The 26,167-nt window shown below is 72.7% G+C and carries 22 protein-coding genes and 1 pseudogene; 9 read left to right on the top strand and 14 right to left on the bottom strand.

From position 1 onward, the window contains the following. Positions 1-79 precede the first annotated feature (79 nt). The 5 genes and pseudogenes from AQJ64_RS09950 to AQJ64_RS09930 form a co-directional block, all read left to right on the top strand. Positions 80-1,552, top strand: coding sequence for a hypothetical protein (locus AQJ64_RS09950; protein WP_240512764.1), 1,473 nt, complete (start codon positions 80-82; stop codon positions 1,550-1,552). Then, complete coding sequence (locus AQJ64_RS09945; protein ID WP_055636026.1) at positions 1,549-3,129, top strand: hypothetical protein; 1,581 nt, start codon at positions 1,549-1,551, stop codon at positions 3,127-3,129. The genes AQJ64_RS09950 and AQJ64_RS09945 overlap by 4 nt, the downstream gene beginning before the upstream one ends. Then, complete coding sequence (locus AQJ64_RS09940; protein WP_055636025.1) at positions 3,126-4,667, top strand: oligosaccharide flippase family protein; 1,542 nt, start codon at positions 3,126-3,128, stop codon at positions 4,665-4,667. Before AQJ64_RS09945 ends, AQJ64_RS09940 begins: the two co-directional genes overlap by 4 nt. 86 nt (positions 4,668-4,753) lie before the next feature. Then, a complete protein-coding gene (locus AQJ64_RS09935) occupies positions 4,754-6,394 on the top strand; it encodes a PQQ-binding-like beta-propeller repeat protein (protein WP_063788792.1) in 1,641 nt (546 codons plus the stop codon). After that, positions 6,391-6,807: pseudogene (locus AQJ64_RS09930) on the top strand (FAD synthase family protein); the annotation flags it as partial. The gene AQJ64_RS09935 and the pseudogene AQJ64_RS09930, both read left to right, overlap by 4 nt. A gap of 21 nt (positions 6,808-6,828) precedes the next feature. Here the strand turns inward: AQJ64_RS09930 and AQJ64_RS09925 are convergent. Beyond that, on the bottom strand, positions 6,829-7,530 hold the full coding sequence (locus AQJ64_RS09925) for a CDP-alcohol phosphatidyltransferase family protein (protein ID WP_055636024.1): 702 nt from the start codon (positions 7,528-7,530) through the stop codon (positions 6,829-6,831). 92 nt (positions 7,531-7,622) lie between these two features. On the opposite strand from AQJ64_RS09925, the gene AQJ64_RS09920 reads away from it, so the two are divergent. Then, the gene (locus AQJ64_RS09920) at positions 7,623-9,104 is read left to right on the top strand and encodes a glycosyl hydrolase family 28-related protein (RefSeq protein WP_079061563.1); all 1,482 of its coding nucleotides are present in this window, start codon (positions 7,623-7,625) and stop codon (positions 9,102-9,104) included. 10 nt (positions 9,105-9,114) lie between these two features. Here AQJ64_RS09920 and egtD read toward each other — a convergent pair whose 3' ends face one another. From egtD to egtA, 4 genes are read right to left on the bottom strand one after another with little or no spacing between them, the layout of a single operon-like run. Continuing rightward, positions 9,115-10,077, bottom strand: coding sequence for an L-histidine N(alpha)-methyltransferase (egtD, locus tag AQJ64_RS09915; protein WP_055636023.1), 963 nt, complete (start codon positions 10,075-10,077; stop codon positions 9,115-9,117). Then, positions 10,074-10,853 carry an ergothioneine biosynthesis protein EgtC gene (gene egtC / locus AQJ64_RS09910; RefSeq protein ID WP_055636022.1) on the bottom strand — a complete coding sequence of 260 codons (780 nt, stop codon included), beginning with the start codon at positions 10,851-10,853 and terminating at the stop codon, positions 10,074-10,076. The genes egtD and egtC overlap by 4 nt, the downstream gene beginning before the upstream one ends. After that, positions 10,853-12,172 carry an ergothioneine biosynthesis protein EgtB gene (gene egtB, locus AQJ64_RS09905; protein WP_055636021.1) on the bottom strand — a complete coding sequence of 440 codons (1,320 nt, stop codon included), beginning with the start codon at positions 12,170-12,172 and terminating at the stop codon, positions 10,853-10,855. Before egtB ends, egtC begins: the two co-directional genes overlap by 1 nt. Then, positions 12,169-13,491, bottom strand: a complete 1,323-nt coding sequence (gene egtA, locus AQJ64_RS09900) for an ergothioneine biosynthesis glutamate--cysteine ligase EgtA (RefSeq protein WP_055636020.1) — start codon at positions 13,489-13,491, stop codon at positions 12,169-12,171. Before egtA ends, egtB begins: the two co-directional genes overlap by 4 nt. A 299-nt stretch (positions 13,492-13,790) precedes the next feature. Here egtA and AQJ64_RS09895 point away from each other — a divergent pair, with 299 nt between their 5' ends. Next, positions 13,791-14,630: a TIGR02452 family protein gene (locus AQJ64_RS09895; RefSeq protein ID WP_055636019.1), complete on the top strand. Its 840-nt coding sequence runs from the start codon at positions 13,791-13,793 to the stop codon at positions 14,628-14,630. Here the strand turns inward: AQJ64_RS09895 and AQJ64_RS09890 are convergent. From AQJ64_RS09890 to AQJ64_RS09875, 4 genes are all read right to left on the bottom strand, one after another. Further along, positions 14,615-15,061 (bottom strand): type II toxin-antitoxin system PemK/MazF family toxin, encoded by a 447-nt coding sequence (locus AQJ64_RS09890; RefSeq protein WP_055636018.1) that lies wholly within the window; start codon positions 15,059-15,061, stop codon positions 14,615-14,617. The two genes, AQJ64_RS09895 and AQJ64_RS09890, sit on opposite strands and share 16 nt — an antisense overlap. 44 nt (positions 15,062-15,105) lie before the next feature. Next, on the bottom strand, positions 15,106-16,587 hold the full coding sequence (locus AQJ64_RS09885) for a flotillin family protein (protein ID WP_055636017.1): 1,482 nt from the start codon (positions 16,585-16,587) through the stop codon (positions 15,106-15,108). A 144-nt stretch (positions 16,588-16,731) separates the two neighbouring features. Continuing rightward, positions 16,732-16,950 carry a hypothetical protein gene (locus AQJ64_RS09880; protein ID WP_206189786.1) on the bottom strand — a complete coding sequence of 73 codons (219 nt, stop codon included), beginning with the start codon at positions 16,948-16,950 and terminating at the stop codon, positions 16,732-16,734. A 49-nt stretch (positions 16,951-16,999) separates the two neighbouring features. Continuing rightward, positions 17,000-18,421: an amidase gene (locus AQJ64_RS09875; protein WP_055636015.1), complete on the bottom strand. Its 1,422-nt coding sequence runs from the start codon at positions 18,419-18,421 to the stop codon at positions 17,000-17,002. Between the two features lie 235 nt (positions 18,422-18,656). Here AQJ64_RS09875 and AQJ64_RS09870 point away from each other — a divergent pair, with 235 nt between their 5' ends. Next, positions 18,657-20,051 carry a glycoside hydrolase family 43 protein gene (locus AQJ64_RS09870; protein ID WP_055636014.1) on the top strand — a complete coding sequence of 465 codons (1,395 nt, stop codon included), beginning with the start codon at positions 18,657-18,659 and terminating at the stop codon, positions 20,049-20,051. 138 nt (positions 20,052-20,189) lie between these two features. Here AQJ64_RS09870 and AQJ64_RS09865 read toward each other — a convergent pair whose 3' ends face one another. Both AQJ64_RS09865 and AQJ64_RS09860 read right to left on the bottom strand, forming a co-directional pair. After that, complete coding sequence (locus tag AQJ64_RS09865; RefSeq protein WP_079061562.1) at positions 20,190-20,798, bottom strand: TetR/AcrR family transcriptional regulator; 609 nt, start codon at positions 20,796-20,798, stop codon at positions 20,190-20,192. Between the two features lie 93 nt (positions 20,799-20,891). Continuing rightward, the gene (locus tag AQJ64_RS09860; RefSeq protein ID WP_055636013.1) at positions 20,892-21,347 is read right to left on the bottom strand and encodes a MarR family winged helix-turn-helix transcriptional regulator; all 456 of its coding nucleotides are present in this window, start codon (positions 21,345-21,347) and stop codon (positions 20,892-20,894) included. 131 nt (positions 21,348-21,478) lie between these two features. Here AQJ64_RS09860 and AQJ64_RS09855 point away from each other — a divergent pair, with 131 nt between their 5' ends. After that, positions 21,479-22,939 (top strand): MFS transporter, encoded by a 1,461-nt coding sequence (locus tag AQJ64_RS09855; protein ID WP_059202571.1) that lies wholly within the window; start codon positions 21,479-21,481, stop codon positions 22,937-22,939. Positions 22,940-22,979: 40 nt separating this feature from the next. Here AQJ64_RS09855 and AQJ64_RS09850 read toward each other — a convergent pair whose 3' ends face one another. The 3 genes from AQJ64_RS09850 to AQJ64_RS09840 all read right to left on the bottom strand — a co-directional run bounded on the left by AQJ64_RS09850 (position 22,980) and on the right by AQJ64_RS09840 (position 26,120). After that, positions 22,980-23,624 carry a response regulator transcription factor gene (locus AQJ64_RS09850; RefSeq protein WP_059202570.1) on the bottom strand — a complete coding sequence of 215 codons (645 nt, stop codon included), beginning with the start codon at positions 23,622-23,624 and terminating at the stop codon, positions 22,980-22,982. Continuing rightward, entirely contained in the window at positions 23,621-24,883 is a 1,263-nt protein-coding gene (locus AQJ64_RS09845) for a sensor histidine kinase (RefSeq protein ID WP_059202569.1), read from the bottom strand. The genes AQJ64_RS09850 and AQJ64_RS09845 overlap by 4 nt, the downstream gene beginning before the upstream one ends. A gap of 91 nt (positions 24,884-24,974) precedes the next feature. Next, on the bottom strand, positions 24,975-26,120 hold the full coding sequence (locus AQJ64_RS09840) for an ABC transporter substrate-binding protein (RefSeq protein ID WP_059202568.1): 1,146 nt from the start codon (positions 26,118-26,120) through the stop codon (positions 24,975-24,977). Between the last annotated feature and the right edge of the window lie 47 nt (positions 26,121-26,167).

Genomic DNA, 26,167 nt, shown 5'->3' with positions numbered 1-26,167 from the left:
GTCTGATTAGGGCGATCTAAGCGCTATATATCCTTCAGTGATGTTTCAGCCTAAATATTCGCTCGACGGAGAGGCCGGGATGCAGGACGGTCGCGTCCGCAGTGTGGCTGCGGTCTCCCTCTGGGCCGTGGTGCTGACGGTCCTGCTGCCGGGGCTGATCCTCCAGTCGCACGGTGCGCACCCGTCGGCCGCGCTCGTCCTGCAGTGCGTCGTCGTGGCGCACAGCGGCGGCGCGCTCGCCCGGGTGCTCACCGCGTCCCGGGTACGGTTCGTCGCCCTCGGCTTCTGGGTCTTCGCCTACATCTGGCTGGGGCTGGCGGGCCTGGCGATGCTCGCCGCCGACGCGTACCCCTGGCCGTACCGGACCGACGAGACCACCGCGCTCGTGGCCGTGGCCCTCGTCGAACTCGGCCTCCTCGCCCACAGCGCGGGAGCGGCCCTCGCCGCCCGCCGGGAACGCGCCCGCGGGGACGCCGCCCCGCCAGGGCGCCTGGAACGCGTCCTCGCCCGCCGAGTCGCGCCCTGGCGTCTGCTCGCCCTGTGCGGCCTCGCCCTCGGCCTCGCCGCCGTGCTGATCGCCGGCCAACCCGGCCGACTGGGCGCGTACTTCACCAGCCGGCAGGCCATCACCGAGGCCGGCGGGGAGGACGCCTCGCTGCGCTCCCTGCTCAGCTGGTCGCTGTCGGTGCCCGCGTTCTGGGCCCTGCTCGGACTGCTGAGGGTGCCGTGCCGCCCCGGCGGCGACCGCTGGCTGCGCGCGGTGCGCTGGCTGCTGCTGCCGGTGCTGCTCGCCCTCAACGTGGTCGTCAACAACCCCATCAGCAAGCCGCGGTTCTGGGCCGGCATGGTCCTGCTGACCCTGGTGTTCTCGGTGCCCCGGCTGTGCCGGCCCCGGGCCTTCCGCGTCACCTCGGCCGCGATCCTCGCCGCACTGCTGTTCGTCTTCCCCTACAGCGACTACTTCCGCTACAGCGACCGGGAGACCCTCACCGTCGCCTCCCTCGCCGACCAGTTCACCTCCAACGGCGACTACGACGCCTTCCAGCAGATGCAGACCGGCGTCGACTACGCCCACGACCACGGGTTCTCCCCGCAGAACGTCCTCGGCCCGCCGCTGTTCATGGTGCCGCGCGCGATGTGGCCGGAGAAGCCCGAGGACACCGGCATCTCCCTGGCCGAGTACGCCGGATACGAGTTCCACAACCTCTCCGCGCCCCTGTGGATCGAGAGTTACCTGTGGGCCGGCCCCCTCGCGGTGATCCTCGTCTTCCTCCTGCTCGGCGCGTTCGGCCGGCGCGTGGACGACATCCGCCACCGGCTGCGCGAGAGCCCCGGCGCCCTCGCCGCCCTGCTCGTCCCCGCGTTCGCCTTCTACCAGATGGTCTTCCTGCGCGGCAGCCTGCTCGCCATCGCGGGTCCGCTGACCCTGCTGGTGGCCGTACCGCTGCTCATCACCACCCCCGTCGCCCGGGCATCCCGGTTCCGCTCATCGGCGATGCCGGCCGCATCCCCCCGTCACGCATCGATCCCCGGAACAGGAGGGCACCCGTGACCGGCCCCATCCATCTCGACGACCGGTACGACGAGCCGGACCAACTACGCGACCAACTGCGCCGCATCCTTCGCCATCGCGCCCTGATCGCGCTCGGCCTGGTCCTGGGACTGCTCGGCGGGCTGGCGCTGGCCGAGTACCGCGCGCACACCTACTCCGCCACGGCTGAGGTCCTGGTGCGCTCCACCGCCGACCCGTTCGGCGCGGTCGGGGTCTCCGCCGACAACCAGGTCAGCATGACCACCGAGCAGCAGGTCGCCACCAGCGCCGAGGTCGCCCGCCGCGTGGCCCGCACCCTGCGCCTGCCCGAGAGCCAGGCGAACGGACTCGCCTCCCGGCTGCGGGTCACCAACCCGATGAAGTCCCGGGTGCTGCGCTTCGAGTTCACCGCCGGCAGCCCCCAGCGCACGGCGGAGGGCGCCAACGCCTTCGCCGAGGCCTACCTCGCCGACCGCAAGGGCCGCAACGACGCCGCCGTCCGGCGCGCCACCGACGCCCTCGGCCAGCAGATCCAGGTGCTCAACCAGCAGCTCGCCAAGGACCAGCTGGAGCGGCAGGACACCAAGACCGCCGCGCAGAGCCAGCTCTACACCCTCCAGAAGCGCGTCCTGGACATCAAGTCCCGGGACACCGACGCCGGCGACGTCGTCCGCCGGGCCTCTGCCCCCCACATGCCGGTCGGCCCCGGCCTGCGGACCCTGCTCGCCCTCGGCCTGGTCTGCGGGCTGCTCCTCGGCGTGGTGCTGGCCTGGCTGCGCTCCGCCCTGGACTCCCGGATCCGCTCGGTCGGCGAACTGCGCGGCGCGCTGCGCACCCCGGTCCTCGGCATCCTGCCCGACGACGAGGACACCCGCGACGACCTGCTGAAGGTCGGCCGCACCGGCGGCGTCCGAGCGGAGGCGTTCCGCGCCCTGGCCTTCCGGCTGCGCAAGGCCGACGGCCCCTCGGGCCCCGGCCAGGTGCTCGTCGTCGCCCCGCGCGACGCCGAGGCCGCCGAGGAGGTCGCCGCCAACCTGGCCGCGGCCCTCGCCGAGTACGGCGGAGAGGTCCTGCTGGTCGACGCCGACTCCGACGCCTCCGGGCTCTCGGACCGGCTGCCGCTGATGCCGTACGAGGCACCCACCCTGGAGGAGGCGTTCCTGCCCAGCGGGAGCGTGCTCGTCGACGCCGACGTCTGCGGACGGCTGGCCTTCCGCTCCGGCGGCGGGATCGCTGCGCACACCCGCTCGAGCCTGTCGACCGAGGCCAACCGGCTGCGGCCCGGTGCCGAGTCCACCACCGTCGTCGTGACCGGGCCGTTCCTCACGCACGCCGACGCGCTCGCCGTGGCCCAGCGCGTCGACGGCGTCCTGCTGGTCGTCGGCCTCGGCGCCACCCGGCAGGACGACCTCCGCCAGGTGCAGGAACTGGTCGACTGCTCCGGCGGACGGCTCCTCGGCACCGTCCTCGACGCGGCCCGGCCCCGCCGGCGCCTGCGGCTGCCGCGCCGCCGCCCGAAGTACCGTCCGGCGTCGCACCCCGCCGCGCCGATGGAACTTCCCGTGCAGGACGGCACCTTCTCCGTCTCCCGGCGGTGACCGCTGCCGACACGACCGCTCCCCTCCGCGCCGGGGCCAAGGCCCCGCGCGCGGTGGCGGCGGTCGCCCGGGGCGGATGGTGGGGGATGGCGGGTTCCGCCGCCAACGCGGTCTTCTCCTTCCTGCTGGTCGGCCTGTTCACCCGTGCCGTGGGCGCGGACGGCTCGGGCGTGGTCTTCACCGGCGTCGCCCTGTTCACCATCCTCAGCAACACCTGCAAGCTCGGCGCCGACGCCGGGCTGATTCGTTTCGTCCCCCGGGACCTCGCCCTGCACGACGGCCGCTCGGTCCCCGACCTGCTGCGCATGGCCGTACTGCCCGCCGCCGTGGTCTCCACCGCGGCCGCCGCGCCCCTGCTGCTGTCGTCCACCGCGGCCCGTCTGCTGCTGCCCCAACTGCCCCCGGCGGACGCCGTCTCACTGGTCCGGCTCTTCGGCGTCTTCCTGCCCGTCGCCACCGTGGGCATGGTCCTGCTCGGCGCCACCCGGGCCTACGGCACCGTCGTCCCGTTCGTCGCCGTGGAGCAGATCGGCAAGCCGGTGCTGCGGCTGCTGATCGCCCTCCCGGTCGCCTTCCTGCTGCCCAGTCTGACGGCACTGGCCTCGGCATGGCTGCTGCCGGCGCTGGCCGGTTCCGTGGCCGCCTGGTTCGCCCTGCGCCGCTGCCGGGCGGGCCGGGGCCCGACGCCCCCGGCCGAGGGCGGGTCCGTGTCCTGGCGGACGTTCTGGGGCTTCGCCGCGCCCCGCGCGGTCTCCTCCGTCTTCGACATCAGCGCCGTGTGGGTCGGCGTCATCCTGCTGTCGGCCATGGCCACCGCGGGGGAGGCCGGCGTCTACACCGCGATCGGCCGGGTCGTCACCGCGGGCACGCTCCTCCAGCTCGCCGTACGGCTCGCCGTCGCCCCGGAGGTCAGCCGGCTGCTCGCCCTCGGCGAGGACACCGAGGCGCACTCCCTGCACCGTGTGTCGACCTGCTGGATCGTGCTGTTCTCCTGGCCGCTGTTCGCCCTCCTCGCGGCCTTCCCCGAGACCTTCCTGTCCGCCTTCGGGCCGGAGTTCGTCCGCGGCGCCCCCGCCCTGGTCGTGCTGTGCGCCGCCGCCATGGTCAACGTCGCGGTCGGCAACGCCCAGACCGTGCTGCTGATGGCCGGCCGCAGCTCCTGGCATCTAGCCGTCACCGCGGTCGCGTTCACGGTGCAGCTGACCGTCGGTGTGCTCGCCGTCCCGGCCTGGGGCGTGCGCGGCGCCGCCGTGTCCTGGGGCGCGGCCATCGTCGTGGAGAACCTCGCGGCGGCCCTGCTGATCCGGTGGCGCCTCGGCTTCACCACCGTGGACCGCGGCTATGCCACCGCCCTCGGCGTCGCCCTGACCGTCTCCGTGGTGCTGGGAGCCGCCCGTACGAGGGAAGGTGACACTCCATCAGGACTCGCCGTGGGGATGGTCTTGGGAATGTGTGTATTTGCTATTAGTTTGTGGCGATATCGGACGTCGCTGAGAGTGAACGAGCTGGCCGGAGTGCTGCGCCGCCGCGCAGCATGAGGCCGGCCCCGGCCGCAGCGTTCCGGCCCACTCGTCGGGCGTCCTCCGACTCCGAACCACTCCCACCACTGCCACCCGGGGTTCCCTTGCACCTGAGAAAGCTCCGTTCGAAGCCGGTCACCAGGGTCGCCGTCACCGCCCTCGTGTGCTCCGCCGCCCTGCTCGACGCCTCCCTCGCCGCGGCCGCCGACAGCGGCCCGAAGACGTTCTCCGCCGATGCGCTGCCGACCTGGCAGACCGAAGGCATCGTCTGGTCGATGGCCGCCGCGAACGGCGTCGTCTACGTCGGAGGATCCTTCGAGGCGGTCCGCCCGCCGGGTGCGGCGCCGGGCCGGAAGCTGGTGGCCCGCCGCAACTTCGCCGCGTTCGACGCCGTGACCGGCAAACTCCTGCCCTGCGCCCCGTCCTTCACCGGGCACAACCACACCGTGCGGGCCATGAAGGCCTCCGCGGACGGCCGGGTGCTGTACATCGGCGGGTCCTTCGACACCGTCGGATCCGAGAAGGCGGCCAACGTGGTCGCGCTCAACACCGCCGACTGCTCGGTGCGCAGGGAGTTCAAGCCGACCGTGTCCTCGACCGTGCGGGCCGTCGAGCCCACGGACCGGGCGATCTACCTCGGCGGTGACTTCGGCCGGGTCTCCGGCGAGACCAGGAGCCGTATCGCCGCCGTCACGCCCAAGGGCGCGCTGCTGCCCTTCAGGGCCGAACTCGACCAGCCGGTGCGCGCCCTGTCGGCCGCGATCGCGCAGGGGCGCCTCTTCGTCGGCGGCGACTTCGAGCGGGTCAACGGACAGTCGGCCCGCTCCCTGGTCACCCTGAACCCCGTCACCGGTGCCACGGTGCTCGCCTACCCGGGCTGGTTCCCGAGCCAGTCGTCGGTGAAGACGATCGCCCAGGACAACTCCCGCTTCTTCGTGGGCGCCGAGGGCCACGGGCCGGGCATCTACGACGGCCGGATCGCGGGCCGGACCGCCACCGGCCTCATGGTGTGGAACGACACCTGCCGCGGCGCCACCCAGTCCGTCCTGCCCTACAACGGCGTGCTCTACAGCGCCTCGCACGCCCACGACTGCAACGAGACGCCCGGCGGCTTCCCCGACCGGGGCGACCGCCAGCACTTCCTGGCCCAGCGGGTCGACGACCGCAGGATCCTGCACTGGTTCCCCGACACCGACGGCGGCCTCGGCGAGCAGGTCGGCCCCCGCGTCCTGGCGGTGTCGCGGGGCGTCCTGTGGGCGGGCGGTGAGTTCACCGAGGTCAACGAGGCGCCCCAGCAGGGCCTCACCCGCTTCGGCGACAAGGACACCGGCGCTCCGGAGGAGCCGCCCACCCTGTCCCTGGCGGCGTCCGAGCCCGGCAAGGTCACCCTCGCCTGGCGGGCCGCCTGGGACCGCGACGACGCCGTGCTGACGTACCGGATCTACCGCGACGGCAAGCTCGTCGTGAGCAAGGCGAAGTCCTCCGCCTTCTGGGACCGCCCGAAGATGACCTGGACCGACTCGGTACCGGCCGGCTCCCGCCACCAGTACGCCATCGAGGTCACGGACGGCACCAACAGCGCGGCCAGGTCCCGTTCCCTGACCGTGAACGTGCCCAGGAAGCCGGCGCAGACCACGAGCGCACCGGCCAAGCCGGCTCAGGGCGCCCCCGCTCAGGGCGCGCAGACGGCACAGACAGCGCCGACGGCCCAGCCGGCGCACCGACGAGGAGGTGGCAGGGGATGACCCGCATCGGATTCGCCCCGGGCGTCTACGACCTGTTCCACATCGGCCACCTCAACATCCTCCGTGAGGCCCGGCGGCACTGCGACCGTCTCGTCGCGGGGGTGAGCTCCGACGAGATGACGGCGCGGCTGAAGGGCAAGGTCCCGGTCGTCCCGCTCGCCGAACGGCTCGACATCGTCCGCAGTGTGAAGTACGTCGACGACGCCATCGTGGAGACGGAGGTCGACAAGCTCATCACCTGGAAGCGGGTCGGCTTCCACGTCATCTTCAAGGGCGACGACTGGCGCGGGACCCCCAAGTGGCTGGAGTACGAGCGGCGGTTCGGGGAGGTCGGCGTGGAGGTCGTCTACTTCCCGTACACCATGCACACCTCCAGCACCCTGCTGCGCAGTGCCCTCAGGATGCTGGCCGCCCACGAGCCGCCGTCGATCCCCTCAGCGCAGCTCCCGGAACCACTTCACCAGGAAGGCGGCCATGAACAGGACGTGTGCCAGCAGCAGCGCGCAGTACACCGCAAGGAAGACGTCCTGACTGCCCAGGACTAGGAAGGCGAGGCAGGTCAGGCCGTAGTCGACGGGCAGCAGCAGGACGGCCCTGAAGGCCGGGGGCGCACCGGGCGGAACCTCGCCCGGTGTCCGCCGCTTCAGCTTCTCCGTCAGGATCCCGGCGAAGAAGATCACCACGGCCGCGAGCTGGAAGACCATCGGCGCCAGCAGCCAGAGCGGGCTGGGCAGGGCGAAGAACCGGTAGAACGACACCAGTACCACGAGGTGCAGGGCGAGGATCTTGACGCAGTCCAGGACATGGTCGAGCCACTCGCCCGACGGACTCCCCGACCGCTGGCCCCGCGCCAGCTGACCGTCCGCCGAGTCCAGGAAGAACCCCACGGCCAGGGCCGCGCCCACGCAGGCCGCCATCGACGGCGTGGGCGGCAGCAGGGCCACCGCGGCCAGCGCCGGGAAGGTGAACAGGGCGCCGAGGACGGTCAGCTGATTGGGCGTCGCCCCCGCCTGATAGGCCAGCGCGGCCAGGACCCGCCCGGCCGGGCGGTTGACGAACCGGGTGTAGAGCGAGACCCCCTTCGCGGGCTTCTGTGCCGCCGACAGATGCCTGAGAACCTCGACGAACTCGGCCATTTCCCTCCTTATTTATATCTATTCATGCAAATTGACCGAATGACTTACAAATCTCTGGAAAGAAGGCAATTATGGCAGAGCGGGGAGGCGGGATGTCCCGTGTGAGCCGTCGGCAGCTTCTGCGTGGCGGGGTGACCCTGCTGGGCGCGACGGTCCTCACCGGCCACAGCGCGTCCGCCGCGTCGGGACCGGGAAGCGGCCCCGGCGCCCCGGTCGGCCCCGCCGGTGCGGTGCGGGCGCCGGCCTCCGCCGGTCTGCTCTCCCGGGTGATCAACGTCCGCGACCTCGGCGCGGTGGGCGACGGACGTGCCGACGACACCGCGGCGTTCGAGTACGCCTACGCGCTCGCCGCCGCCCGGGTCTCCCGGGGCATCGGCCGCACGGTGATCGAGATCCCGCCCGGTGAGTTCCTCATCACCCGCCCGAACGCCCTCCTGAACGGGGCCGCACCGCTGCGCCCGGCCAACGGGCTGCGCTTCTCCGGCTCGGGCAAGCGCATGACCACCCTCGTCTTCCGCCCGCCCGTCGGCCCCGGCTCCTATCTGTGCCGCAACGAGGACATCTGGTCCAACCTGTCCTTCGAGCGCATCCAGTTCCGCTCGGCGACCCCGGGCGCCTCCTTCTTCAGTTCCACTTCCACCGGCCAGGCGCAGGACTACCGGTTCTCGGAGTGCGAGTGGATGGGGGAGTGGGAGTACGGCATCGCCCTGGACGGCACCGACACCAACTCCGAGATGCGCTGGGAGGCGTGCCGGGTCGGCGGCGCCTACCGCAGGGCGTTCCTCTACTCGGGCCTCACCGGCCGCCGGCAGCAGCCCAACGACCAGGACCAGTTCCTCAACTACTGGTTCACCGACATGAAGGTCGAGTACGACTGGGGCAACTTCCTGGAGTTCCCCTACGGGGGCTCCATCACCTGCCGCGGCGGCTCGTACATCATCACCGGCACCCGGCCGCAGAGCCAGGAGTACGGCACGACGAGCACGTTCTTCCGGTTCCCCGTCGCCCAGCACCACGACTCGGTGCAGCGCTTCCACGCCCAGGACATCCGGTTCGAGGTGCGCAACCCGGACGCGCGGGTCATCGACTGCGTGTGGAAGAGCGGCACGGTCCACTTCAGCGACTGCGACGACACCGGGCTGGCCTTCAAGGACTTCGCGCCCGAAGTGCGGCCGCACCGCTATGTCGTGGGACCGCGCGGGCCGCTGATCCGGTACGACTCCTGCCAGTTGGTGGGCCGGCACGAGTACCGCACGGACGGCGCGCGCGACTCCCTGCCGACCGTCGCCCGCTACGACATGTGTCTGCTGCGCAGCCATCCGCAGGAGGAGTTCGCCGTCACCGACGGCACCGCGAAGCCCGGTTTCGTCAGCTTCGTCGACTGCCTGGACGGAGCCGGCACCACCGACCCGGCACCGGCCCGCGCCCCGGAGGCGCCTGACGACGCCCCGCCTGCGGCCCCTGCGGCCCCTGCGGAATCAGCGGCACCGGCGGGCCCCGGGACGGCGCCCACCGGTCCGGCCGGAACCGCGAGCCCGCCCTCGGCCCCGGCGCAGACGCCTCCGCCCGCGTGATGCCGTGAGGTCAGCGGACGGTGCTCAGGGACAGCGCGAACCGTCCCGCGCCGTCCGTCCACCAGTGGGTCAACTCAAGCCCTGCGGCGGCCAGTTCGGCCCGTACGCCGTCCTCGCGGAACTTCGCCGACACCTCGGTGCGCAGTTCCTCGCCGGGGGCGAAGTCCACGGCCAGGCCCAGCGCGGGGATCTTCACGGTCTGCTCGGCGCGCGAGCGCAGCCGCATCTCGATCCACTCGTTGCGCGCGTCCCACAGGGCGACGTGGTCGAAGGCCCCGGGATCGAAGTCCGCGCCCAGCTCGCGGTTGACGACGGCCAGGACGTTCTTGTTGAACAAGGCCGTCACCCCGGCCGCGTCGTCGTACGCCCGGACCAGCGTCTCCTCGTCCTTGACGAGGTCCGTGCCGAGCAGCAGCGTGTCGCCCGGGGACAGCAGGGCGCGCAGTGAGCCCAGGAACACCGCGCGCTCGGACGGCAGCAGATTGCCGATCGTGCCGCCGAGGAACGCCAGCAGACGCGGGCCCGGCGTGCCGGGCAGGGCGACCTCCTTGGTGAAGTCGGCGATCAGGGCGTGCACGTCCAGCCCGGGCCGCTCGGCGATCAGGGCGTGCCCGGCCTGGGCGAGCGCGCTCTCGCTGACATCGACGGGCACGTAGGTGTGCAGGCCGGTCAGCGCGTCGAGGAGAAGGCGGGTCTTCTCCGAGGATCCCGAGCCGAGTTCGACGAGCGTGCGGGCGTCGGCCGCGCGGGCGATGTCACCGGCCCGGTCCACGAGGATCTCGCGCTCGGCGCGCGTCGGGTAGTACTCCGGCAGTTCGGTGATGCGCTCGAACAGCTCGCTGCCGCGGGCGTCGTAGAACCACTTGGGCGGGAGCGTCTTCGGGGTGGTGGTCAGGCCTCGCAGGACGTCGGCCCGCAGGGCCGCGTCCGTGGCGTCCTCGGGGAGGGTGCGGGAGATCTGGAACGGACTCACGTGCGGGGCTCCTTGGGTGGTGCGGATACCGGGTCCTTGAGCGGGGTGAGGAGGACCTCGGTGCGGTTCGCGGTGAGGAGGGTGCGGTCGGGGACCTCCAGCCAGTGCGGGTCGTCGTCGTACGGTTCGGAGGCCACGACCGTGCGCCGGCCGGGGTCGGTGCGGTACCAGAGGGAGTCGCCCCAGGCGGTGGCGGTGATGGTCGCGCCGTCGGTGAGCAGCAGGTTGAGCCGGGAGCCGGGGGCCGCCGCGGCGATCTCCGGGACGGTGTCGGCCAGGGCCTGCCCACCGGGATCGCCGGCCCGCAGCCGGGCCAGGACCAGCGCCCAGACGAACGCGGAGTCGGTCCGGGCCTCCATCGACAGCAGATCGGCCGCGGGCAGGGTGTGCGCGAGGACCGCGAGGGAGTCGGGCCAGCCCGTCACCGCCCCGTTGTGGCTGAACAGCCAGGGCCCGCCCGCGAACGGCGCCGCGGCGGCCTCCGCGTCGGCCCCGGCGAGCGTCGCGTCCCGTACGGCGGCCAGCAGCGCGCCGGAGCGCACCACGCGCGCCAGGTCGGCGAAGGACAGGTCGGCCCAGATCGGCCCGGCGCGTCGGTAGCGGGCCGGGACCGGATCGCCCTCGGCGTACCACCCCACGCCGAAACCGTCGGCGTTCACCGTCCCGAACCGCTGCCTTCTGGGCGCCCACGACTGCCGGTACAGACCGTGCGGGGGGTCCACGAGGGTCCGGCCGAGCGGCTCCGGGGGCCCCAGGCAGGCGAGATGGCGGCACATCAGACGGCCCCTGAGCGGGCGGTGCGGAAGCCGGAGAAGATCTGCCGCCGGATCGGGTAGTCCCAGTTGCGGAACGTGCCCCGGCAGGCCACCGGGTCCACCGCGAACGAACCGCCGCGCAGCACCTTGTACTCGGGCCCGAAGAACACCTCCGAGTACTCCTTGTAGGGGAAGGCGCTGAAGCTGGGGTAGGGGAGGAAGTCGCTCGCCGTCCACTCCCAGACATCGCCGATCAACTGGCGTACGCCGAGCGGGGACGCGCCCGCGGGGTAGCTGCCGGCGGGGGCGGGGCGCAGATGGCGCTGGCCCAGGTTGGCGTGCTCGGGCGCGGGGTCGGCGTCGCCCCAGGGGTAGCGCGTCGAGCCGCCGGTCGCCGGGTCGAAGCGGGCCGCCTTCTCCCACTCCGTCTCGGTGGGCAGCCGGCGCCCGGCCCAGCGGGCGTAGGCGTCGGCCTCGTACCAGCACACGTGCAGGACCGGCTCGTCCGGCGGGACGACCTCGGTGGTCCCGAACCGGCGGCGCAGCCACTGGCCGCCGTCGCGGTGCCAGAACAGCGGGGCGTGGATGCCGTGCCGGCGGATGTGGGCCCAGCCCTCCTTCGTCCACCAGCGCCGGTCGTCATAGCCGCCGTCGTCGATGAACGCCTGGTAGGCGGCGTTGGTGACCGGGGTGGTGTCGATGTGGAAGGGCGCCACCTCGCGCCGGTGCGCGGGGCGTTCGTTGTCCAGCGCCCAGGGCTCGGCGGAGGTGCCCATGGTGAACGGGCCGCCGGGGACGAGGACTTCGGGCGGGCCGGTGAACAGCGGCGCCGGCTCCGGGTCGGGAGCGGTGAGGACCTGCGGGCCCAGCCGCAGCTGATGGGTGATCAGCATGGTCTCGTCGTGCTGCTGTTCGTGCTGGGCGATCATCCCGAAGGCGAACCCCGCCTCGGTGAGCCGGGTGCCGTGGAAGTCGGCCGACTCCAGCACGTCCGTCACCCGCCCGCGCACCTCCGCCGCGTAGGCGCGGGCCTCCGCGGGCGGCAGCAGCGGCAGCGAGGGGCGTGCGGAACGCGGGTGCTCGAAGGCGTCGTACAGGCCGTCGATCTCGGGGCGCATCGGCTCCAGCCCGCCCACCGTGCGGAGCAGCCAGAGCTCCTCCTGGTTGCCGATGTGCGCGAGGTCCCACACCAGCGGGGACATCAGCGGGGAGTGCTGGGCGGTGAGGTCCGGGTCCTCGACGCAGGAGGTCAGCAGGGTGGTGCGGTCCCGGGCGGTGGTCAGGGTGGCCAGCGCGCGCTCGCGGAGCGTGTCGGCGTCCGGGAGGTGCTCGGTGGTCATGGGCGCGGGTCCTTCCCGTACGCGCGGGTGTCCGTGCCGCGCAGGCTGTCGAGCTGGTCGTCGGCGGGGGTGCGGCCCTTGAGCACATAGCGGTCCCGGTACTCCGCGACGGCGTCCACGATCGCGGCGGGGGCGCCGAGCCGGGGCAGGGCGCGCAGGGCCGCGGCGAAGCAGGCGACGGCGGCCGTGTGCAGTCCGGGGTCGGCCAGGCCGTACCGGGCCGCCTCGATCCACAGCGGATTGTGCGGGGCGGGCTGCGGCAGACCCCGCGGGGCCAGGGGCTCCACGGCCCGGCGGGCGGCCTCGGCGGCCTCCGGGTCGTCGAACAGGGCCGTCGTCACGGCGACCGGCACGATCCAGCCGTCGTCGCCGGGCTGTGCGTCGATCATGCGCAGCTCCAGGTGGCCACGCGGTCTGACCGGCGGGAACAGCGTGGTCAGGTGGTAGTCGAGGTCGGCCCGGGTCGGCCGCCCGGTCCGGGTCCACTCACGGAACGTCATCCGCTCGGGCACGTCCCACGGCCCGCTGTCGCGCCGTACGCACATCACCGGCGCGTCCAGCACATGGCGGGCCCAGGCGTCCCGGGGTTCGCCGTCCAGGGCGGGGGCGCCCGCGCGGCCCGCGCCGATCTCCATCCACAGCAGCTGCCGGGTGGAGCGCCAGCCGGTCGGGTCACCGCGCAGCAGCGGGGAGTTGGCGAAGGCCGCCACCAGGACCGCGCCCAGGGTGTGCGCGAGCCACCAGCGGCGTCCGTGTCCCAGCGGGCCGGACCCCTCGTAGCCGGCGTCCAGGCAGACCTGCACGGAGGCCGAGGTGCACATCATGGCGCGGCCGGCCGGGCCGGTGCGGTCGAGACAGGCCTCCATGGCGTCGTAGCGAGGCTCGTGGAGGAACCGGCGGGGCGTGTGCCAGGGATCGGTGCCGAGGCCGGCGAGGACGAGCTCGTGCTCGCGCAGGACCGCGCGGACGGCGTCCAGGTCGGCGGAGAGGATGCCCACGCACTCGGTCAGGGAGGCGGCGGGCGGGGAGCTGAGCTCCAGCTGGCCGCCGGGCTCGACGGTGAGCGCCGACCGCAGGGGCACGTTCTCCAGTGCGGCGTAGGCCGCCGCGAGTCGTTCGGGTGTCACGGGGAGCCGCGGGGCGCGCAGCTCGTGGATGAGCCATTCGAGTTCGACGCCGACCGTCCTGGGCGGGCCGGTCTTGAAGCAGATGCCCCTGACCAGGGCCTCCACCTCGGCTTCGGAGAGGCTGTCGCGGTGCTCCGTACAGTCGGTGGGGCTGTCTGGGCTGTCGGTACAGTCGCTGACCGAATCGGACATGTCGGGATCCTCCTGAGGTTCCACCATGCCACCGGACCGGTGTCGGGGCCGCCGGACCGGCATCACATCTGTCCCAGCCAAGACCCTCGATTCGAAACGCACAAGGGTGCAAAACGGTGCATAAAACTCAGGGAGCCTTCGATTCCGTGCCGGATGCGGGGTGTTACCTGGAAATTCCCCGGGTGTTCCCGGTGCCGGAAAATTTCGTTGCACGGCCGGTCCGCCGTCGCCCACGATGCCTACATGAGCACGGCGACGGGGGAATCACGCACGGTCATGGCGTCCACGGGGGTGGCGCCATGAGCGCGCGCCTGCGCGGCATCGCCCGTGAGACCGAGGAGATCGTCGCGGCCGGGTGCTATCGCTCGCCCGGCGGACGCGAGGTGGAGCTGGCGGCGCTGATCGAGACCGCCCGGGCCGGGACCCGCATGGTGGGACCGGAGCCGGTTCCGGTCCCGCGGGCACCCTCCGTGGTCACCTCCGTCGAGGTCACCGGCGAGAGCAGCACCGAGGCCGCCCGCCGCCTCGCCGGCGCACCGGTCGCCGTCCTCAACTTCGCCTCCGCCCGCAACCCCGGCGGCGGCTATCTGAACGGCGCCCAGGCGCAGGAGGAGGCCCTGTGCCGTGCCTCCGCGCTGTACACCTGCCTGCTCGAGGCCCGTGCGTTCTACGAGCACCACCGCGCCCACCGTGATCCGTTCTACACGGATCGGGTCATCCACTCGCCGGCCGTGCCCGTCTTCCGCGACGACCGGGGCGGGCTGCTGGACGAGCCGTTCACCGCCGGGTTCCTGACCTCCGCCGCGCCGAACGCGGGCGTCGTGCTGCGGACGGTGCCCGGGCGGGCGCCGGAGCTGCCGGGCGCCCTCGCGGTCCGTGCCGAGCGGGTCCTGCAGACGGCCGCCGCGCACGGCTACCGGCGGCTGGTGCTGGGGGCGTGGGGCTGTGGGGTGTTCCGCAACGACCCCGCGCAGGTGGCGGGGGCGTTCCGGGCGCTGCTCGGCCCCGGCGGGCCCTTCGAGCGGACGTTCGAGCAGGTGGTGTTCGGGGTGCTGGACCGTACGCCGGGGGCTGTGGTGCGGGCCGCCTTCGAGCGGGTGTTCGAGAACGGGGGCCGTAAGGCTCAGGTCCAGCCGTAGCGCTCGTGCAGCCGCTGACGCACCAGGTTGAACCGGCCTCGGTCCAGCGCGCAGGCCTCGCGGCGCATGCCGTCCTCGTGGAGCCGCAGGACGCGGTCGACGTCCACCCAGGAGTCCCGTCCGGTGCGGTCCCAGGGGCCGCTGCCGATCCCGACCCACTCCCGGTCGTTGTCGTGGCGCTTGCTGGAGAGCTGGACCGCGAGGAAGGTGCCGGCCGCCTCGCGGGCGACGACGAGCACCGGGCGGTCCTTGCCCCGGCCGTCGTTCTCCTCGAAGGGCACCCAGGTCCAGACGATCTCACCGGGGTCCGGGTCGCCGTCGTGCGCGGGGGAGTACTCGGTGCGGACCCGGCCCACCTCGCGCGGGTCGGCCTCGGTGGTGGCGGAGGGGCCGAAGCGGCCCGGGACGTTCTCATCGGTGAAAGCGGTCACGGGGGCACCCTAAGCGGTGCCCCCGTGAGCCGCTCACCTGCGGGTCAGTTCCCTTCGACCGGCACCTTCTGCGACGGCGGTGCCACGGACCCGTTCAGGGGCGAAGTCCCGGCCGGGGCCTGCCCGTTCTGGTTCATGGACGCCAGCAGCTGACGCGCGAGCCCGAGCCCGGTGCCGCCCATGGTGAGCGCCTTCGCGAACAGTTCGGCCATGCCGTCGGCACCGTTGAGCAGCACCATGTTGTCGACGTTGCCGAACGCGGACGCGCCCGCCTGGACGATCTCCGGCCACTTCTCCGCGAGTTGCTGGGCGACGACGGCCTCCTGGTTCTCGGCGAGGGCCGAGGCCCGTGCCGCGATGGCCTCCGCCTCGGCGAGACCCTGCGCCTTCGTCGCCTCGGCCTCCGCCAGACCCCGGGCTTGGGCGGCGGCCGCCTCGGCCTCACCGGTCGCCCGGGTCGCCGCCGCGCTGGCCGCACCCCGGGCCTTGGTGGCCTCGGCCTCGGCGCCGGCGGCGGCCTTCACCCGGGTCGCCTCGGCGGCGGCCGCGAGTTCGGTCTCCTTCGCCTTCGCCTCGGCCGCCGAGATCCGCGCGTCGCGCTCGGCCTCGGCCAGCGTGCGCTTCTCGTACGCCTTCGCGTCCGCCGGCTTGCGGACGTCGGCCTGGAGCTGCTGTTCGCGCCGGTGCGCCTCCAGTTCGGCGACCCGGGTCTCCTGGACGACGACCTCCTGGCGGGCCGCCGCCTCGGCGTGCGGACCCGCCTGGCGGGCCTTGGCGGCGGCCTTGTCCCGTTCGGCCTGGTAGCCGGCCTGGAGGATCTCGCTGTCCCGGGTGGCCTCGGCCATCCGGGCGAACGAGGCCTGCTCGGCCTCCGTGGCGAGCCGGTTCGCCTCCGCCTGCGCGATGCGGGCGTCCCGCTGCACGGCCGCCGCGTGCGGCATCGCCAGGTTCTGGATGTACCCGGTCGGGTCCTCGATCTCGTGGATCTGGAGGGAGTCCACGATCAGACCGAGCTTCTCCATCTCCGTGCCGCAGGCGGCGCGGGTCTGCCCCGTGAGCTTCTCCCGGTCCCGGATCATGTCCTCGACCGTCAACCCGCCCACGATGGAGCGGAGATGACCGGCGAACACGTTGTGCACCCGCTCCGACATCATCTTCTGCTGGTCGAGGAAGCGCCGGGCGGCGTTGGCGATCGACACGAAGTCGTCGCCCACCTTGAAGATGACCACGCCCCGCACCTTCAGCGGAATGCCCTGGTGCGTCACGCAGTCCACGTGCAGTTCGGTCTCGTTCAGGTCGAGCGACAGCTTGCGCACCACCTGCACACCGGGCATCACCAGCGTGCCGCGCCCCGTGACGATGCGGAAGCCCATGCCCTCCTCCAGCCCCTCCACACGGTGCTTGGAGCCGGAGATGACGAGTGCCTCGTTGGGTTCCGCGACCCGCCACATCAACTTGAACAGACCGATCAGAACGAGAACGGCGGCAACCGCCATCCCCGCAACGACGCCGACAACCATCGGCATACGCCCCCTTTGCATGGTGCCCTTTCGGCACCGAACGAAGGGAGTCTGCGCCTGTGCGCGCCCCTGGTGAAGACACAGGCGAATCCTTGTTGCAATCTTGACGCACACATGGCCGTCACCGCTCTCACCTGCGCCGCAGCCGGCTCAACTGTCGTACGCCTCCGTGACGTAGACGGTCCTCGGGGCCAGGTACTCCACCACCATGACCACCCTGCCGCGCTCGATCCGGCCGGTGCCGTCCGCGGCGTAGGCGAGGAAGTGCTCGGCCCCGCCGCGCACCCGGACGATCACCTCGCCGACGAGCCCGGGCCCGATCGTCCCGGTGACCCGCCCCATCAGCCCGACCATCGACGCATCGTCCATGGTCACAGCGTACGGGCGGAAGGGCCGCAGGTCGGCGGGAACGGCAGGGTCACGCGGCCGGGGAGTCCGCCGCGAGCGGCTCGGGCCAGTGCTCGTGCCAGCGCAGCTCCGCCTCCAGCCGGGCCGCGAGGGAGAGCAGCAGCGGCTCGCTGTGCGCCGGGCCGAGCAACTGCGCGCCGACCGGCAGCCCGCCGGGCGTGAAGCCGGCGGGGACGTTCACACCGGGCCAGCCCAGCACGTTCCACGGCCAGGCGTAGGGGCAGGCGGCGATCATCGCGCGGTCGGTGGCGAACCCGCTCAGGTGGAGCATGGCGCCGATGCGCGGCGGGGGCGCGGCCGTGGTCGGCGCGAGGACGACGTCGTACGAGGCGAAGAAGCCGCCGATACGGCGGTGCAGGACCGCCTCCGCGCGCCGGGCCGCCCTGAGCGGGGCGCCGCCGAGCAGCCGGCCGAGCCGTGCGGCGTCCCGGGTGCGGGGGTCGAGGAGCGCGGGGAAGGGGGCGTCGGCCACCCACTCGGCGATGCCCGCGGTCGCCCGGGGCACGAAGGTGAGCCCGATCCGCCCGTACGGCGGGTCGGCTTCCTCGACCTCGTGTCCCAGGTCGGCGAGGTGCCCGGCCAGCTCGACGACCCGAGCCCGCACCTCGGGCGTCAGCCGTGCGGGCACCGCGGTGAACGGCGGCTTCAGCGAGAGCGCGATCCGCAGCCGGCCGGGGTCGCGGCGCACGGCCGCCGAGGCGTCGATCGCGGCGGGCCGGTGCGGATCGAGGTCGTGGTTGCCGCTCGCCGCGTCGAGGAGCAGGGCGGCGTCGGCGACCGTGCGGGCGAGGGTGCCGTTGACGGTGATGCCCTGGAAGGACTCGCCGCGCGGCCAGGTGGAGACCCGGCCCCGCTGCGGCTTGACGCCGACGAGATGGGTCCAGGAGGCGGGGATGCGGACCGAACCGGCCCCGTCCGAACCCAGGGCGGCCGGTACCAGGCCCGCCGCCACCGCGGCCGCCGAGCCGCCCGAGGAGCCGCCCGGGGTGTGGTCGGTGCTCCACGGGTTGCGGGTCGCGCCGAAGGCCGGGCCCTCGGTGAACGGCCACTGCCCCAGCTCACAGGTGTTGGTCTTGCCGACGACGACGGCCCCGGCCGCGCGCAGCCGCCGTACCGCCTCACCGTCCCGGGCGGCCGGCGGGTGCTCGCCGGCGCAGCCGAACGCGGTCGGTGAACCCGCCACGTCCATGTCGTCCTTGACGGCGACCGGCACCCCCAGCAGCGGCCTGCGCGATCCGGCCGCCAGCTCCCGGTCGGCGGCCTCGGCCTCGGCGAGAGCCGCCTCGGCGCGGACGATCCGGAAGGCGTTGAGGGTGCCCTGGGTGGCCTCGATCCGGGCCAGGGTCTGTTCGACCAGCGTGCGCGAGGAGACCTCGCCCGCGGCCAGCGCCCGGGCGGTCTCGGCGAGGCCGGATGCACGGTCGGGCGTCATACGGGCACCTCCGGGACGACGTCGTCTGACACTACCGAACGGTAACGTCTCGGGGGCGGATGGCGGAACGGCGCGCGGGGAGCGGCGCTTGACGGGCCGTCACAGCGGCAACACAGGCATCGCCCGTTCCTGCGCAAAGCATTGACGTGTTCCTGTCTCACGCCTAGCTTCTGACCGACTTTCCGAACCTTGTTCGGTATGTCGGACTACTGAGCCGTAGTGAAGAGAGCCGACCATGACCTCACCCCGCCCCGCCGCGTCCCCGTCCCGCCGAGCCCTGCTGCGCGCGATGGCCGTCCTGCCCGCCTCGGCACTCGTCCTCGGCGAGCTGCCAGGCCTGCTCGGTACCGCCCTCGCCGCCGCCCCGGCCGCCGGCTCCGCCACCCGGTACACCATCGTGCCGTTCCTCAACAGCAACGACGGCACGGTCAACGTCTACCAGTCCGACGACGCCACCGACTTCCGGCTGGTGCAGTCCTCCGCCTACACCCCGCCCGCGAACCGCATCCGCGACGCGAGCGTCTTCAAGCACACCGACGGCTACTACTACCTCACCTACACCACGCACACCTGGCAGGACGTCAGCACCACGATCGGCTTCGCCCGCAGCTCCGACCGGGTCACCTGGACGTTCCTGTACGACTACACGGTCCCGATCACCAACCTCTCCCGGGCCTGGGCGCCGGAGTGGTTCGTGGACAGCGACGGCAGCGTCAACGTCATCGTGTCCTGCTCGCTGACCAGCGACGAGTGGATCTTCACCCCGTATCTGCTGAAGGCCACCAACACGGCCCTGACGGCCTGGAGTTCACCGGTCGCCCTGTCCGGCATCGGCTCCAACCACATCGACACGTACATCGTGAAGGGCGGCTCGACCTACCACGCCTTCACCAAGAACGAGACGACGAAGTACATCGAGTACGCCACCGCGAGCAGCCTCGCCGGGCCCTACACGATCTCCAGGACCGGCGACTGGGCCGGCTGGGGCAGCTACCGCGAGGGCCCCTCGGTGATCCAGCTCGACAACGGCACCTGGCGGATCTTCTTCGACGGCTACGGCGACGGCAACTACTACTACAGCGACAGCACCGACTCCTTCGCCACCTGGAGCACGCCCAAGGCCCTGCCGGCGATCTCGGGCACCGCCCGCCACTTCACCGTCATCAAGGAGACGGTGTCCGGCGGCCCGAGCATCACGAAGAACGCCACCCGCTCCTTCCAGTCCGCCAACTACACGACGCGGTACTGGCAGACCCAGTCCTCGCTGCTCAACCTCCCGGTGGTGACCAGCTCCAGCACCAGCGGCGAGAAGACGGCGTCCACCTTCACGGTCGTCGCGGGCCTCGCCGATTCGGCCGGCTACTCGTTCCGTGACTCCTCGGGCAACTACCTGCGGCACTACAACTTCCGTGCCCGCTTCGACGCCAACGACGGTACGACGACCTTCGCCAAGGACGCCACGTTCATCGCGCGTACCGGCACGGCGAGCGGCTCGGTGCGCTTCGAGTCGTACAACTATCCGGGCTACTACCTGCGGCACTACAACTACCAGCTGAGCGTGGTGGCGTCGGACGGGACGGACCTGTTCCGGCAGGACAGCTCCTTCACCCCGGTGACGGCCTGGGCCTGAGCGCCCGTCGGCCGGTGCCGTCCACGCCGTAGCCGCGGGCCAGGGAGAGGCTGACGGTGACGGTCTGCTCGGTGGGTCTCTCGCCGAGCGGCCGTACCGTCCCGCCGGGGTCCTCCGGGCCCGGGGAGCGGCCGGAGGTCACTGCGGCTCGCGCAGTCCCGCGACGAGGAGGGCGACCAGGCGGCGGGCGTCGTAACGGGAGTCGTGCTCCGCGCCGATGCAGAGATTGCCGACGCCGCGCATGAGTTCGTAGGCGGTGATGCCGGAGCGGATCTCGCCGGAGGCGACGGCGGCCTCGATCAGCCGGGTGCACACGGGCATCAGCCGGTCGAGGAAATAGCGGTGCAGGCCCTCGAAGCCGGCCTCGTCGGACTGGAGCACGGCCGCGAGCCCGTGCTTGGTGACCAGGAAGTCGGTGAAGAGGTCGATCCACCGGCCCAGCGCCGCGTACGGGGTCGGGCCGGCCGCCAGCAGCGCCGGGCCCGCCTCGGCGCAGGCCTCGACCTGGTGCCGGTAGACCGCGATGATCAGATCGGCCCGGGTCGGGAAGTGACGGTAGATCGTGGCCGTGCCGACGCCCGCCTTCGCCGCGATGTCGCGCACCGGCGCCTCCACGCCCGACTCCACGAAGATCGCGGCCGCCGCGTCGAGCAGGCTCTCCTTGTTGCGCCGTGCGTCCGCCCGCTGCGGCCGCCCCGCCTGCCCCGTGCCGCCCTCGCCGTCGTTCACCGCGCCCTGCCTCCACATCCGGGTCCGTATCCGGGTCCATCAAGCGAGACGCCGTTCCGTTTGCTCATGATGGCAGAGCGAGGAACCCGCGGCCAACCTGGGGGAAGCGCTCTACGGGCGTGGCCAGGGGCGGCCGCCGATGGCCTCGATGCCGTGGTTGAAGCGGCGCAGATAGCCCGCGAAGGCGGCGATGTCGTCCTCCGACCAGTCGTGCATCACCTGGTCCAGGATGTCGACGATCCCCTCCCGCTCCGCGTCCACCAGCCGCAGCCCCTCGTCGGTGAGCCGGAACTTGCGGGCCATGCCGCCCGCGGGGTCGGGGATGCGCTCGATCAGGCCCGCCCGCATCGCCGCCGCCGTCTGCCGGTTCAGCGTGGAGGCGTCCAGGCCGAAGGCGTCGCTGAGCTCTCCGATCGACATCGGCCCCTGGACCTGGATCCGGCTCAGCAGGATGTACGCGCTGCGCTCCAGGAGGCTGTTCTTGCGGCGGCCGCCCCGCTGGTTCAGGAACGTATGACGGCTGAGCAGCAGCTGCTCGTACTCGACCTCATGGGTGGGCGTGTCCATGCTTCCATCCTGGCATACGGCTATGTATCAGCCACAGCATGTGCTTGATACATATGGCATGTACGATGCACATCCTTGCCGGGTCTTCACCCACACTCACCCACACCTTCGGAAAGTCGAGGAGTCCCTCCATGGACGCCCCCGTTCCCCAGCCCACGGCCCGCCCAGGAGCCGTGATCGCCACGCTGGCCTTCGCCGGCACCACGGCGGCGATCATGCAGACGCTGGTCACGCCCCTCATCGCCGAGCTGCCCCAGATCCTCGGCACCTCGTCCTCGAACGCGGCCTGGGTGATCACGGTCACGCTGCTGGTGGCGGCGGTGTGCGTCCCGGTCGTCGGCCGTCTCGGCGACCTGGTGGGCAAGCGGCGCATGCTGCTCGCCTGTTCCGTGCCGCTGGTCGTCGGCTCGGTGGTGTGCGCGTTCGCCTCCGACGTCGTGACGATGATCGTCGGACGTGGCCTCCAGGGCATGGGCATGGGCATGGTGCCGCTCGGCATCGCGCTGCTGCGGGACGTCGTACCGGCCGAGAAGCTCAGCGGTTCCATCGCGCTGGTCAGCGCCTCCATGGGCATCGGCGGCGCCATCGGACTGCCGCTGGCCGCCGCCGTGGCGCAGTACGCCGACTGGCGCACCCTGTTCTGGGGCTCGGCGGCGCTGGCCGCCGTCGTCGCCGTCCTGATCTACCTGCTCGTCCCGGACGTCCCCGCCGGTGCCAAGGGCCAGCGCTTCGACCTGCCCGGCGCGATCGGCCTCGGCGTCGGCCTGGTCTGCCTGCTGCTCGCGGTCTCCAAGGGCGCCGACTGGGGCTGGGCCTCGGGCACCACGCTCGGGCTGTTCGCCGCCGCCCTCGTGGTGGTGCTCGGCTGGGGATTCTGGGAGATCCGCACCACCGACCCGCTGATCGACCTGCGTACCACCGCCCGCCCCCGCGTGCTGCTCACCAACCTCGCCTCGGTCTTCATCGGCTTCGGCATGTACGCGAGCATGCTGGTGATGCCCCAGCTGCTGCAGTTCCCCGAGGCCACCGGCTACGGCCTCGGCCAGTCGATGCTCGCCGCCGGTCTGTGGATGGCCCCCGGCGGTCTGATGATGATGGTGGTCTCGCCGCTCGGCGGGAAGCTCACCAACGCCCGCGGCCCGAAGTCCACCCTGATCTGCGGCGCCCTGGTGCTGGCCGCCGGCTACTTCGCCTCCCTGGCCCTGATCGGCTCCGCCTGGGGCGTCATGCTCGCCACCGTCATCATCAGCAGCGGCGTCGGCCTCGCCTACGGCGCCATGCCCGCGCTGATCATGAGCTCGGTGCCGCTGACCGAGACCGCCGCCGCGAACGCCTTCAACACCCTGATGCGCTCGCTCGGCACCTCGATCGGCTCCGCCGTCATCGGGGTGATCCTCTCCCAGATGACCACCACCATGGGCGGCTACACCTTCGCCTCCGAGGACGGCTTCCGCACCGCGCTCCTCGTCGGCGGCGGTCTCGCCCTGATCTCCGGCGCCATCGCCGCCGTCATCCCGGCCGCCCGCGCCGCGGCCGCCGGCCAGGAGACGACGGACCCGGCCACCGAGCCGGAGCAGCCCGCCAAGGTCTGACCCACCCCGAGGGGCGCCCCTCCACCGGGCGCCCCTCGCGTCACCCCAGGTCCAGCACCCCCCGCCGCACCGCCTCCGACACCGCCGCCGCGCGGTTGTCCGCGCCGAGCTTGCGGTAGAGGCGCACCAGATGCGTCTTGACGGTGGCCTCGCTCAGGAACAGCGCCTCGGCGATGCCCCGGTTGCTCAGCCCTTCGGCCAGCAGCCGCACCACCTCCACCTCCCGACCGCTCAACTCCCGCTCGGGCGCCACCACTTGGCCCACCAGCTCGTTCATGACCTCCGGCGCGAGCCCCAACGCCCCGGCGGCCGCGCCGCGCACCGCCCGGAACAGCTCCTCGGGCGGCCCCGCCTTCAGCACGTAACCCCGTGCCCCGGCCTCCAGCGCGCGCACCACGTCCGCCCGGCCCGAGTAACTCGTCAGCATCACCGCCGGCACCCCGGGCGCCTCGGCCGCGAGCCGGCGCACCGCCTCGATCCCGTCGACGCCGCCCCCGCCCCCGAACCGCAGATCCATCAGCACCACATCGGGCCGCAGCCGCGCCGCGAGCCCCACGGCCTCCTCCCCGCTGCCCGCCTCCGCCACCACCTCGACGTCCGGCTCCCCCTCCAGCAGCGCCCGCAACCCGGCCCGTACGACGGCGTGGTCGTCGGCGAGGAGTACCCGCAACGGCCCACCGCTCATCGCGCGGCCACCGGCGCCGGGCGGCCCGAGGAGGCCGTGGGGACCGTGGCCCGCACACAGGTGCCGTGGCCCGGAGTGCTGCCGACGGCGAGCTCGCCGCCGCACTCCCGCAACCGGGCGCGGGCGGCCGGCAGCCCCAGCCCCCGGCCCGCCGGGGAGGGGCCGGTGACCCGGCCGGGCTCGAACCCGGCGCCGTCGTCCCGCACTTCGAGCTCCACCCGGTCCGCCCCGGTCCGCAGGGTGACCTGCACGTTCACCGCGTGCGCGTGCTCACGCACATTGGCCAGCGTGCTCTGCGCGACCCGGAACAGCGTCGCGGCGGCCTGCCCGTCGAGGGCCGTCCCGCGTCCGCCCGCCGTGCGGAACCGGACCCGTGCCGCCGCGCCCTCCGCCTCGGCCCGTGCGCACAGCAGGCGCAGCGCGCCCTCCAGCCCGGCCTCGTCCACGGCCGACGGCGTCAGATCGCGGATGATCCGCCGGGTCTCGGCGAGCGTGGTGTGCAGCCCGTCCGCGACGGCCCGCACCCGGGTGCGGGCCACGTCCGCGCGTGCGTCCCAGTCCCGCTCGGCGGCCTGGAGCAGCAGGACACCGCCGGAGAGCTCCTGGGCCAGTGTGTCGTGCAGATCCCGGGCGATCCTGGCCCGCTCGGCCAGCACCCCCGCCTGCCGCTGCTGCCGGGCCAGGACGTCCCGGGTGCCCCGCAACTCCTCCACCAGCCGCAGCCGTTCGGCGGCGTCCCGCTGCTGGGTGCGGTAGAGCGCGACCGTGCCCCACACGGCCGCCACCGGGATCAGTACGACCTCCGGATCGAACGGCCCGGTGCCGTAGGCGAGTTGGGCGACGAGTACGAGGGTCAGCGCGCCCACCGCCACCCCGGCCGCCCGTCGGCCGAGCACCCGCAGCGCCGCGCAGGCCAGCGGGACGGCACACCAGGTGTAGGTGGAGACGAGCGCGGGGGCGAGATGCATCAGCAGGGCCCACAGCCCGAGCAGCGCCGCGACCCACACATGCCGGCCGTACCGGCCCCAGTGCCCGGAGCGCCCGAGCCGGTCCCCGGCGGCGAGCCCGCCCGCATAGCCGACGGCCAGCAGGGTGCTGACCGTCATCACGTCCCAGCACGGCCCGACCCCCAGCCGCGCGAATCTCACCAGACCCGCCCCGACGACCAGGAAGAACGTCAGATGGGTGAGGTGGCCCAGACCGGGCCGGCTCCCGAGGACGGCTCTCACAGCGGTACGGACGGGAGCGCGGTCGGACACGAAATCCCCTTGGACGATGATCCGTTCGAACAGGGGAGCCGAGTCTATCCGGCGGCTGTAGGGGCGAGGTGAGGATGCTCGGCGAGCGCTGTCAGGCGCCCGGGCGCAGCCCGAGGGAGCCCGGCGTCGGATCGCCCTTCACCTCGCCGAAGTACAGGGCGAAGGTCTGCTTCAGCCGCTCCACCTCGGCGCGGTCGGACATGAAGCGGGGGAAGCCGTCGATGTGGGCGTTGCGGTACTCCCAGACCGGCTTCAGCCCGGCCGGGGGAGTGATGTCGGTGCGCACCGACCAGCCGTTGAACGCGTTCTGCTGCGTGGCCGTCGACAGCTGCCAGTTGAGGTACAGCTTCGCCGCCGTGGTGTTCGCGGCCGCCTTGAGGATCGCCGCCCGCTGGCCCCAGGCCATGAACGGGGCGCTCTCCGGCAGCACCCACTTCACCGGGCCGGTGGCCAGGTGCGCGCCCGAGCCGCCGACGCCGATCGCGTACTGTCCGGCGCGCACCGCGTCACCGGGGGAGTTGCTGCCGCGCGCGAACCGGACGTCCTGCGCGGCCAGCCGGGCCACGAAGTCCCAGCCGTAGTGCTTGACGTACAGCGAGTAGAGGTAGAGGACCGCGTCGTCGTCGTGCGGGAAGGAGGACGCGATCCGCCCCTTCCAGCGGGCGTCGAGCAGGTCCAGCGGGGTGCGCGGCGCGTCGGCGCCGACCGCGTTGGGGCCGTACATGAAGCTGAATCCGATCGCGGCGATCGCGACCCAGGCGCCCTGCGGGTCCTTGAACTTCTCGTGGACCTTCGCGAATCCGGCGGGCCGGTAGTGCAGCAGCCGGCCCTGCGACTTCCAGCGGACGAAGTCCTGGAGCGTCTGCAACTGGACGACGTCGGGGACGAGGGTGCCGGTGGCGAACTGGTTGTCGATCCGGACGTCGTGGTACTTGCTGTAGTCCACGATCAGCTTCAGGTCGATGTCCGGGAAGCGCTTGAGGAAGGCGGCCTTGGTGCCGTCCTGCTGGGTCGGGGTGTCCCCGCCCGCGTACACGACGAGTCTGCCGCCCTCCGCGAGGGCGTCCCGGTACAGCTCGTCGAGCGACCGCGTCTCCTCGGCCCCGGAGCCGGTCCGCGTGGCGGTGGGGGCGGCGGCGGGGGTGGCGGAGGCGGGGGAGGCGCCGAGGGCGCCGAGGCCGAGGGCGGCACCCGCGCCGGTCGTGAGGAGACGCCTTCTGCTGGGGGAGCTGGGCATGATGCTCAGACCTCTCTGATCTCTGAGGGGGGTGGGGACCGGGCGCC

This window comes from Streptomyces griseoruber (assembly GCF_001514205.1).
GTDB lineage: Bacteria > Actinomycetota > Actinomycetes > Streptomycetales > Streptomycetaceae > Streptomyces > Streptomyces griseoruber.
The sequence above is the reverse complement of the archived record's forward strand: the minus strand, read 5'-3'. Positions and strand labels throughout refer to the sequence as shown.

What these genes read in the sequence shown, in the direction of transcription:
- AQJ64_RS09950 (WP_240512764.1), top strand. Translation starts at nt 80, where the DNA reads ATGCAGGACGGTCGCGTCCGCAGTGTGGCTGCGGTCTCCCTCTGGGCC.
- AQJ64_RS09925 (WP_055636024.1), bottom strand. Translation starts at nt 7,530, where the DNA reads ATGGCCGAGTTCGTCGAGGTTCTCAGGCATCTGTCGGCGGCACAGAAG.
- AQJ64_RS09920 (WP_079061563.1), top strand. Translation starts at nt 7,623, where the DNA reads ATGTCCCGTGTGAGCCGTCGGCAGCTTCTGCGTGGCGGGGTGACCCTG.
- egtC (WP_055636022.1), bottom strand. Translation starts at nt 10,853, where the DNA reads ATGTGCCGCCATCTCGCCTGCCTGGGGCCCCCGGAGCCGCTCGGCCGG.
- egtB (WP_055636021.1), bottom strand. Translation starts at nt 12,172, where the DNA reads ATGACCACCGAGCACCTCCCGGACGCCGACACGCTCCGCGAGCGCGCG.
- egtA (WP_055636020.1), bottom strand. Translation starts at nt 13,491, where the DNA reads ATGTCCGATTCGGTCAGCGACTGTACCGACAGCCCAGACAGCCCCACC.
- AQJ64_RS09895 (WP_055636019.1), top strand. Translation starts at nt 13,791, where the DNA reads ATGAGCGCGCGCCTGCGCGGCATCGCCCGTGAGACCGAGGAGATCGTC.
- AQJ64_RS09885 (WP_055636017.1), bottom strand. Translation starts at nt 16,587, where the DNA reads ATGCCGATGGTTGTCGGCGTCGTTGCGGGGATGGCGGTTGCCGCCGTT.
- AQJ64_RS09880 (WP_206189786.1), bottom strand. Translation starts at nt 16,950, where the DNA reads ATGGACGATGCGTCGATGGTCGGGCTGATGGGGCGGGTCACCGGGACG.
- AQJ64_RS09875 (WP_055636015.1), bottom strand. Translation starts at nt 18,421, where the DNA reads ATGACGCCCGACCGTGCATCCGGCCTCGCCGAGACCGCCCGGGCGCTG.
- AQJ64_RS09870 (WP_055636014.1), top strand. Translation starts at nt 18,657, where the DNA reads ATGACCTCACCCCGCCCCGCCGCGTCCCCGTCCCGCCGAGCCCTGCTG.
- AQJ64_RS09865 (WP_079061562.1), bottom strand. Translation starts at nt 20,798, where the DNA reads ATGTGGAGGCAGGGCGCGGTGAACGACGGCGAGGGCGGCACGGGGCAG.
- AQJ64_RS09860 (WP_055636013.1), bottom strand. Translation starts at nt 21,347, where the DNA reads ATGGACACGCCCACCCATGAGGTCGAGTACGAGCAGCTGCTGCTCAGC.
- AQJ64_RS09855 (WP_059202571.1), top strand. Translation starts at nt 21,479, where the DNA reads ATGGACGCCCCCGTTCCCCAGCCCACGGCCCGCCCAGGAGCCGTGATC.
- AQJ64_RS09850 (WP_059202570.1), bottom strand. Translation starts at nt 23,624, where the DNA reads ATGAGCGGTGGGCCGTTGCGGGTACTCCTCGCCGACGACCACGCCGTC.
- AQJ64_RS09840 (WP_059202568.1), bottom strand. Translation starts at nt 26,120, where the DNA reads ATGCCCAGCTCCCCCAGCAGAAGGCGTCTCCTCACGACCGGCGCGGGT.